The organism is Salinicola sp. (genome assembly GCF_982684285.1).
In genome coordinates this window covers 1-9,007 of the sequence record NZ_CEXLVS010000172.1, presented here as the reverse complement: position 1 = coordinate 9,007, position 9,007 = coordinate 1, and the positions used below count along the sequence as shown (strand labels likewise).

Sequence of the window (9,007 nt, the reverse complement as noted above, 5' to 3'; positions counted from 1 at the left end):
CGGCGCGAGACTCCGGATTCGGGGAGTCATACGCGTCGGGATGAGTGGCGTCGATCACCACGCCGTGGGGCTGCCATTGGGTCAGGAAGCGCTCGGTGGCGCCGGGCAGGCCCACGGTATCGCACAGCCAGGCGACCCGATTGACGCCGTCTTCGATCGCATAGCCCAGCGTCGGCTTGCTGTGATTGAGCGGCAGCGGCGTGACCTCGAGCCGGCCCAGCACCAGAGGCCGAAACGGCTTGAGGCCGGGCTGGAAGTCGAGAATGCCGGGGTTCCTGTGCAGGTCGGCGCAGCCTTGAGGATCTTTCGGACCATGGACCGGAATCGATTCGCCCCGCCCCCAGCGCAGATGCAGAAGCCCCTGCACATGATCGGCATGATAGTGCGTGAGCAGAATCGCGGCCGGGCGCTGACGCTCGCAGCGGGCGGCCAGATCCATGCGGCCGGCGTCGATCAGGATCAGCTCCCCATCGAGCTCGATCTCGCCGGCGCAGGGCTCGCGGCGGTGGTTGCTCAGCAGCCGCGCGCGCTGGCACGCCGGGCAATCGCAGCCGAAACAAGGCACCTGGGCGCTGTCGCCGGTGCCGGCGAAGCGCAGCTTCACGCCGGATCGTCCGATACGGGTGCGGCATCGAGCCAGGCTTCGAGCGCCTTCACGCCCTCCGCCAGCTCGCCGCCGTTATCGATGCGTGCGACCCCGGAAAGCGTCTCCTCCTCGCAGCTTCGCGCCAGCCGCGCCTCGATCTCGGCCGGCGTCTCGCGTCCGCGAGCGTTCAGACGCCGCCGCAGCACCTCGGCGTCCGCCACCACTAACACCGGCAACAGCGATTCGCCGAATCGCTCGTGCGCCTTGACCAGCGCGCGGCGGCTGCCGTTGAGCACCACCGTGTGCCCCGCCGCCAGCCACGTCTCGATCTCGATGCCGACGCCGTAGTCGAGCCCGTGCGCGCGCCAAGAAAGGCAGAACAGCCCCCGCTCGCGGCGCCAGTGGAATGCCTCGCGGGAGAGCTCGATACAGTTCTCCGCCCCGCTGCTGGCCCGGGTGATATAGCGATGCGCCACCAGCGCGTCCGGGCGACGCCGTGCCAGCTCGCGCAGCAGGCTGTCCTTGCCGACGCCGCTGGCGCCCATGACGTAGATCAATCGACCGTCGCTCATTTCAGCCTCTTTCTATCTACGTATTCCAGATATTCCCGGCCGTGAGATAAATTGCCGGGCGTGATGACCGAGACATCGGCATTTATCCAGGGTCGATCTGAAAATCGACGAGCGCAGTCCAGACAAGGCAAAAATCGGCGAAAGAGGACCGGGCTGGCGCTCCAGTTTACGGGGTGTAAATGAGCATCTTGAGCCGATTTTTAACGCCGTATGGACAAGCGCAGGCATTTTCAGACGTACCCTCAGTGAACCTGCTTGCCGGCAGACCAAACCCGCTGCACCACCGGATGATCGTCGATCAGCCGCACCCGCAATAGATCGGCGCACAGCCCCGGCACCAGGCGCCCACGATCGCCGAGCCCTACCGCTTCGGCCGGTATGCGGGTCGCGGTGGCAACGGCACGGGGCAAGGCGTAGCCGTTCTCCATCGCTGCAACCCGGAATACGGCGTCGAGCAGCGCCGCCGGGTAGTAATCCGACGACAGGATATCCAGCACACCCAGTTCGACCAGCTCGGCGGCGGCGATATTGCCGGAGTGGGAGCCGCCGCGAACCACGTTGGGCGCGCCCATCATCACCGCCATGCCGGCCCGGTGGGAGGCCTCGGCCGCTTCGCGGGTGGTGGGAAACTCCGCGACCCGGGTGCCGTACTCATGACTTTCGGCGACATGCTCGACGGTGGCGTCGTCGTGGCTGGCGATCGCCAGACCGCGCTCGCGACAGATCGCGGCAATGGCGCGGCGATGCTCGGCGCTGTAGCGCTGACTGTTGTCGATCTGGGATGCCATGAAAGCATTCATTGCGGCGTCATCGAGCTTGTACTTGCCCTGATAATAGATGCGATAGGCCTCGAGGCTGGCGAATTGCCGCTGTCCGGGAGCGTGATCCATCAGCGACACCAGCCCCAGCAGCGGTGATGACGACAGCTCCTCGAACCGCGCCAGCGTGTTGGGGTGGCTCACCTCGCAGCGCAGATGAAGGCGATGATCGACCCGCGCCAGACCGTCGCGAGCGATCCGCGACAGGGCATGGCACATCTCGTCGAGTGCGCCGTGACGCATGCTCTGCTCGTCGACATCGCCCACCGAGACCGCATCGAACACGGTGGTGATGCCGCTGGCCGCCATCTGGGCATCATGGGCCAGCGCGGCCTGGAGACTCGGCCACTCGACCTTGGGCCGCGGCTGGAAGTACTTCTCCATGTTGTCGGTGTGCAGCTCGACCAGCCCCGGCAGCACAAGGTCGCCCTCGCAGTCGATGGCGCCCGCTGCCTGGCTCGCACCGTGATCGATGGCGGCGATCCGGCCATCGCGGATCACCAGGGTGCCGTCGATCGTCTCGTCGTCGAGCACCAATCTGGCGTGGGTCAGAATCTGTTCCTGTGCGCTCATGACAGGCTCTCCCGGAAGGACTGGCTGGTGGCGGCTGGGCTGCCCAGGCTGCCATCCAGTGGCAGCAGGCGGTCGGCGACGCGCTCGCGCACGTCCTCGTCGTGAAAGATGCCGAGCATGGCGGTACCGCGCGCCTTGGCCTCATGGATCAGCGCGATCACCACGTCGCGATTGGCGGCGTCCAGCGATGCGGTGGGCTCGTCCAGCAGCAGCAGCGGATGCTCGCCGATGAAGCCGCGGGCGATATTGACGCGCTGCTGCTCGCCGCCGGAGAAGGTGCCGGGCGGCAGCCGCCACAGCCGCTCGGGCAGGTTGAGCCGGGCCAGCAGCGTCTCGGCCCGCTGGCGCGACTCGACTTCGTCGGCGCCACGCGCCAGCAGCGGCTCCATCACCACGTCGACGGCGGCGACCCGCGGCACCACGCGCAGAAACTGGCTGACATAGCCGATCACGTCGCGGCGCAGGCCGTGCCAGGCGTAGGCCGGCAGTGTCTCGAGGTCGAGTTCGCCGTCGTCGAAATGCAGCCGGATCCGCCCCTGGTCGATGCGGTAGTCGCCATAGAGCATCTTCAACAGCGTGCTCTTGCCGATACCGCTGCGCCCGGCCAGGACCAGGCATTCGCCGGCGTGCAGCGTCAGCGAGAGATCGCGCATCACGTCGATCTCGAGCCCGCCCTGGCCGTGGAGCAGGAACTGCTTGTGGAGCCCATCCACCGTGAGGCGAGGCAGGGAGTGCTTCGGGGAAACGCCAGTCTCGGAAAGCATCGAAGATATCCTCAAGGGGTGAGCACGGATGACACCAGCAGCTGCGTATATTCGTGCTGCGGGTCGTCGAGAATCTGATCGGTGAGGCCGGTCTCCACCACCTGACCGCGGCGCATCACCATCAGCCGGTGGGCGAGTAGGCGCGCCACGGCGAGATCGTGGGTCACCAGCACCACCGAGAGACCAAGCTGACGCACCAGCGTGCGCAGCATGTCCAGCAGCCGCGCCTGGACCGAGACGTCCAGCCCGCCGGTGGGCTCGTCCATGAACACCAGCCGCGGCCGGGTGACCAGGGTGCGGGCGATCTGCAGGCGCTGCTGCATGCCGCCGGAAAAGGTGCGCGGCGCATCGTCGATACGCCCGGGATCGAGCTCGACCTGGCGCATCCACTCCTGGCCGGTGGCGCGGAGCTGGCCGTAGTGGCGCTGGCCCTGGGCCATCAGCCGTTCGCCGATTTTGGCCCCGGCGGAAACCCCCATGCGCAGGCCGTCGCGAGGGTTCTGATGCACCAGCCCCCACTCGAGGCGCAGCAGCGCCCGGCGACGCGCCTCGCCGATGGCGTAGAGGTCGATTTCGGCCTCATCCCTCTCCAACTCTCCCTTGTACAGCACGTCTTCTCCGGCGCCGGCTCGAGCGGCTTCGGGCTCGTGGAAATCGCTTCGAGCGGTCCCGGGCTCGTGAAAATCGGTTCGAGCGGCTTCGGGCTCGTTAGAAGGCCTGCGGTAGACCACGCGCCCAGCATCCGGCGCTTCCAGCCCGGCGAGCACGCGCAAGAGTGTCGACTTGCCGGAGCCGGATTCGCCGACGATGCCCAGCACCTCCCCGGCGTGCAGTCGAAAGTCGATCGCCTCGCAGCCCTTGGCGGGGCCGTAGAGGCGGGTGATGTCCTGAACGTCCAGCAGGACCGGACGTGTCAGTCGAGGCTTCTTCATGCCACTTCTCCCCGCCGGGTCTGGCAGTAGTCGGTATCGGAGCAGACGAACATCCGCCCGCCCTTGTCGTCAGTGATCACTTCATCGAGATAGCTGTGATCGCTGCCGCACAGCGCGCAGGTGTGCTCCCAGCTCTGGATCTCGAACGGATGGTCCTCGAAGTCGAGACTCTCGACCCGGGTGTGGGGCGGGATCGCGTAGAGCCGCTTCTCGCGACCGGCACCGAACAGCATCAGCGCCGGATTGCCGTCGAGCTTGGGATTGTCGAACTTGGGGATCGGTGACGGATCCATCACGTAGCGCCCGTCCACCTTGACCGGATAGGCGTAGGTGGTCGCGATATGCCCATAGCGGGCGATATCCTCGTAGAGCTTGACGTGCATCACGCCGTACTCTTCCAGCGCGTGCATCAGTCGGGTCTCCTGCTCGCTGGGTTCGATGAAGCGCAGCGGCTCGGGGATCGGCACCTGGAACACCAGGATCTGGCCGGCGCGCAGCGGGGTTTCGGGGATCCGGTGGCGGGTCTGGATCACATCCGCCGCCGTGGTCGCGGTGGTGGTCTCGACGCCGGCGACACGCTGGAAGAAGTGGCGGATGCTGACCGCGTTGGTGGTGTCGTCGGCGCCCTGGTCGATCACCTTGAGAATGTCGTCGGCGCCCAGAATGCTGGCGGTGAGCTGCACGCCGCCGGTGCCCCAGCCGTAGGGCATCGGCATCTCGCGGCCGCCGAACGGCACCTGGTAGCCGGGGATCGCCACCGCCTTGAGCAGCGCGCGGCGGATCATTCTTTTCGTCTGTTCGTCGAGGTAGGCGAAATTGTACCCGTCCATATCAACGCTCCTTCGGTTGGGGGCTGGCCGTATCACGAGCGCTGTCGAGTTCCGCCTGACGCGCGGCATGTTCGCGGCGCAGGCGTCTGAGCAGATCGAGCTCGGACTGGAAGTCGACGTAGTGCGGCAGCTTCAGGTGCGAGACGAAGCCGGAAGCGTCGACGCTGTCGGCGTGGGCCAGCACGAACTCCGCCTGCTGCGCCGGGCCGATGACCGGCTCGCCCAGCTCCTCGGCGCGCAGGGCACGATCGACCAGCGCCATGGCCATGGTCTTGCGCTCGTTGTGGCCAAAGGCGAGGCCGTACCCCCGGGTGAACTGCGGCGCGGCCTCGCGCGAGCCGCCGAACTGGTTGATCATCTGGCACTCGCTCAGCGCGATCTCGCCGACGCAGATGGTCTCGTCCCACTCGTCGACGTGGATCTCGACCTCCACCTGACCCAGGCGAATCTCGCCGGCAAACGGGTGATTGCGGCCGTAGCCGCGCTGGGTGGAGTAACCCAGCGCCAGCAGGTAGCCCTCGTCGCCACGGGCCAGCATCTGCAGCCGAGCGGCGCGGTCCATCGGGTAATCCGGCGGATCGCGGGTGATATCCATGGGCTCGCGGCCGTCGTCGATCTCCTGCTCCACCAGCCCCTCGTCGTTGAGCAGTTCGAGAATCTGCGGGCATGGCTCGGCGTCGGTGACGTCGTCCCGGGTCTCGGCAGGCGGCACCTCGGCGCCGGCCAGCTGGAGGAAATCGAGCAGGCGGTGGGTGTAGTCGTAGGTCGGGCCCAGGATCTGGCCGCCGGGAATATCCTTGTAGGTGGCACTGATACGGCGTTCGATACGCATGCTGGCGGTGTCGAGCGGCTCGCTGACCGCCAGTCGCGGCAGCGTGGTGCGATAGGCCCGCAGCAGGAACACGGCCTCGGTCAGATCGCCACTGGCCTGCTTGAACGCCAGCGCGGCGAGCTCAGGGTCATAGAGTGAGGCTTCGCTCATCACCCGGTCGACGGCCAGGCGCAGCTGATCGCCGATCTGGGCGACCTCGAGTTCCGGGCGATCGCGATCGCCGCGACGGCGATCGGCCAGCCAGCGGTGGGCGTTGGCGATGGCCTGCTCGCCTCCCTTGACGGCAACGTACATCAGTTCACCTCCCGAGAATCGACGCGCGTGCTGCGGGGCACTGCCGCCAGCTGCGCGCCGCAGCCGAAGATCATGTCCAAACCCCGCGGGAAACTGGCGCGGTTGGCGGCCAGCCGATCCATCAGCGCCCGGCAGCCGGGGGAATCGCCGATGTCGAGTGCGCGGGTGGTCTCGATGCCAGGCCCGGAGAGACTCAAGGGCCCGGCGTTGTCCAGTCGCTCGACGGCGACCAGCAGCGTGGTGCCGCGGTCGGGATAGGTGTCGCTGCCCAGCGCAAACGGCGTCTGTGGATCGAAGGATTCATGGGTCAGCAGCGCGAAATCGGCGTTCGCCGGGTCGTCGGTGATGCGCGCCCCGGTGTGGAAGGTCAGCGCCTCGCGCAGGGGCGGCGAGTCGAGGTCGGCGGCGATCCAGACGCGTGTCTCGAGATCGCAGAGTGTCAGTATCACTCCCCACAGCGCGGCGCCAAGGGCGTCACTCGGCGCCGCCTGGGGCGGTGCCGGCACGGCCAGCGTCGTCAGCGTGCCCGGTTCGGACATGGCGCCGAGAATCTGGCGAAACAGGCGCTGGCTGTCGTGGGCGGGGTCGGCCAGACCAGGCCAGACGAGATCCCTCGTCATTTCCGTCTTGACTGTCATTTCTTTGTCCATCGTCACTTTCTCCATCGTCATTCGCCCGTACTCACTCGCCGCGTACGAGGGTGAAGAAGTCGACGCGGGTGGCGGCGGCGGTGGCGGCGTCACGGCGCTGGCGCTCGGCCAATTCCTCGGCCAGCGGCGCGAGCAGCTGCGTCTCGAGTGCTTCCTGCCATTCGGCGTGCTGGGCGACGGCATCGGCCAGCGCGATCAGTTCGGCGTGGCGATGATCGCGACCGCGCACCCAGCCGTGGCCGACGGTGCCGTCGTCGAGGGCGACGCTGGCCCGGGTCAGGGTCATCTCGCCCAGGTGGAAGGCGTTGCCGGTACCGCCGGTACGCCCCTTGAGCATCGCCATGCCGGTCTCCGGGCCGCGGACGCAGCGGTGCGTGGGGAAATCGCCGAGCCACGCGCCCAGTGCGCCCCAGCGGGCCTCGATGTGCTGACGGGAGGAGAGCGCCAGCAAGCGCTGACGGGCTCCTCGAGGGGTGTGGGTCATGCGTCGTCCTCGTCGGATGGAAAAAGATCGGAAGGGTCGCCGGCGGCGTCGCGATGACGGCCAGCGGCTTCGTCGAAATCCCGGCCCACGGCGTCATCGAAATCGATGTGATAGGAGAGCCGGTCGGCACGCGCCCGCCCCACGGAGACTTCCACCAGCACGCCGGCGGCATCGGTGTTGTCGCTGGTCATCACCAGCAGCGGGGCGTTGAGCGGGCACTGCAGCCAGCGGGTGTCGTCGCGATCGGCGCCGGCGGCATCGATGCGTACCCGTCGGCGATGCAGGCGCAAGCCATAATGCTGGCCCAGCAGGGCGCGGGTGGAACCGCCGCGATAGCGCTCGATCCAGCCCGGCACCCGCTCGGGATCGAACCAGTGGCGCAGTCGCATCAGCGGCGCGTCATCGACGGTGCGCACGGTGTCGACCCGCAGCAGCGGCTCGCTGGCGGAGCGCCCGAAGCGCTGGGCGATGGCCTCGGGGGGCGTCACCAGCCCCTGTTCGAGACAGCAGGTGTTCGAGGGCAGGCCGAGGCTGGCCAGATTCTGGGTCACCTTGCTGCCGGCACTGACGGCGTAGTCGAGCCGCCGGTCGACCACCTGGGTGCCGCGCCCCTGATGGCGGGTCACCAGCCCGGCGGCGACCAGTTCGTCCAGCGCCCGGCGTACCGTGTGGCGATTGACCGCGAAGCGCTTGGCGAGCTGCGCCTCGGTCGGCAGCAGGTCGCCGGGGCCGTAGTCGGTACGGACCTCGCGGACCAGCACTTCGGCCAGTTCGCGGTAGCGCGGTATCGAGAGGATTTGTCTAGACATCATCAGGCCCAAAAAAGCCGGGAAAGCCCCGGCATCAGATGAAACGCTTGCGAACACGCTGCGACGCCATGTCCAACAGCGTCACGGCAACGATGATCACCAGCATGATCGTGGCGGTCTCGGTGTACTGAAACCCGCGCATGGTCTCCCACAGCGAGACGCCGATACCGCCGCCGCCGACCATGCCGAGCACCGTGGCGGAGCGGATGTTGGATTCGAAGCGATAGAGGCTGACCGAGATCCACAGCGGCAGAACCTGGGGGATCAGGCCGAAGATGATCTCTTCCAGGCGCCCGGCACCGGTGACGCGAACGCCCTCCATCGGCCCGGCATCGGTGGCTTCCACCGCTTCCGAGAACAGCTTGGCGAGCACGCCGGTGGTGTGGACGAACAGCGCCATGGTGCCGGCAAATGGGCCCAGGCCGACTGCGACCACGAACAGCATCGCGAAGACCAGCTCGTTGATCGCGCGGCAGGCATCCATCAGCCGCCGCACCGGCTGGTTGATCCACCACGGCGCCAGGTTGTCCGAGGAGAGCAGCCCGAAGGGAATGGCGAACAGCACCGCCAGCAGCGTGCCCCAGATGGCGATCTGGATGGTCACCAGCATCTGATCGATGTAGTGATCGAGGCTGCCGAAAGTGGGCGGCACGAAGTCGGCGGCCAGGGTCGCCATGTTGCCGGCGTTCTGGAACAGCAGGCTCGGGGCCATCTCGGCGCCCTGCCAGGCCCAGCCCAGAACAATGACGGCGATCGCCCAGCCCAGCAGTGTGGTCCAGCTGCGTTTACCCGATCGGGCTCGCGCATCGAGTGTGGAAGTGGTCATGCATGGACTCCGCTGCATCGATCATGAAGATGGCAAG

11 protein-coding genes are annotated in these 9,007 nt (G+C 67.3%); all 11 read right to left on the bottom strand.

The window, feature by feature from the left end:
* Positions 1-604: MBL fold metallo-hydrolase (locus AC3AYF_RS14510; RefSeq protein WP_487779908.1), on the bottom strand; the 604-nt coding region annotated here is incomplete at its 3' end.
* The gene (phnN, locus tag AC3AYF_RS14505) at positions 601-1,158 is read right to left on the bottom strand and encodes a ribose 1,5-bisphosphokinase (protein ID WP_295035170.1); all 558 of its coding nucleotides are present in this window, start codon (positions 1,156-1,158) and stop codon (positions 601-603) included. The genes AC3AYF_RS14510 and phnN, both read right to left, overlap by 4 nt.
* Before the next feature lie 242 nt (positions 1,159-1,400).
* Complete coding sequence (locus AC3AYF_RS14500; protein WP_295035169.1) at positions 1,401-2,549, bottom strand: alpha-D-ribose 1-methylphosphonate 5-triphosphate diphosphatase; 1,149 nt, start codon at positions 2,547-2,549, stop codon at positions 1,401-1,403.
* On the bottom strand, positions 2,546-3,313 hold the full coding sequence (gene phnL / locus AC3AYF_RS14495; RefSeq protein WP_295035167.1) for a phosphonate C-P lyase system protein PhnL: 768 nt from the start codon (positions 3,311-3,313) through the stop codon (positions 2,546-2,548). Before phnL ends, AC3AYF_RS14500 begins: the two co-directional genes overlap by 4 nt.
* A gap of 11 nt (positions 3,314-3,324) precedes the next feature.
* Complete coding sequence (locus AC3AYF_RS14490; protein WP_295035165.1) at positions 3,325-4,245, bottom strand: phosphonate C-P lyase system protein PhnK; 921 nt, start codon at positions 4,243-4,245, stop codon at positions 3,325-3,327.
* A complete protein-coding gene (locus AC3AYF_RS14485) occupies positions 4,242-5,075 on the bottom strand; it encodes an alpha-D-ribose 1-methylphosphonate 5-phosphate C-P-lyase PhnJ (protein WP_295035163.1) in 834 nt (277 codons plus the stop codon). The genes AC3AYF_RS14490 and AC3AYF_RS14485 overlap by 4 nt, the downstream gene beginning before the upstream one ends.
* Before the next feature lies 1 nt (position 5,076).
* The gene (locus tag AC3AYF_RS14480; RefSeq protein ID WP_295035161.1) at positions 5,077-6,201 is read right to left on the bottom strand and encodes a carbon-phosphorus lyase complex subunit; all 1,125 of its coding nucleotides are present in this window, start codon (positions 6,199-6,201) and stop codon (positions 5,077-5,079) included.
* A complete protein-coding gene (phnH, locus tag AC3AYF_RS14475) occupies positions 6,201-6,839 on the bottom strand; it encodes a phosphonate C-P lyase system protein PhnH (protein WP_295035159.1) in 639 nt (212 codons plus the stop codon). Before phnH ends, AC3AYF_RS14480 begins: the two co-directional genes overlap by 1 nt.
* A gap of 43 nt (positions 6,840-6,882) precedes the next feature.
* Entirely contained in the window at positions 6,883-7,335 is a 453-nt protein-coding gene (phnG, locus tag AC3AYF_RS14470; RefSeq protein ID WP_295035157.1) for a phosphonate C-P lyase system protein PhnG, read from the bottom strand.
* Positions 7,332-8,144, bottom strand: coding sequence for a phosphonate metabolism transcriptional regulator PhnF (phnF, locus tag AC3AYF_RS14465; protein WP_295035155.1), 813 nt, complete (start codon positions 8,142-8,144; stop codon positions 7,332-7,334). Before phnF ends, phnG begins: the two co-directional genes overlap by 4 nt.
* A 34-nt stretch (positions 8,145-8,178) precedes the next feature.
* Complete coding sequence (phnE, locus tag AC3AYF_RS14460) at positions 8,179-8,970, bottom strand: phosphonate ABC transporter, permease protein PhnE (protein ID WP_295035153.1); 792 nt, start codon at positions 8,968-8,970, stop codon at positions 8,179-8,181.
* Positions 8,971-9,007 lie beyond the last annotated feature (37 nt).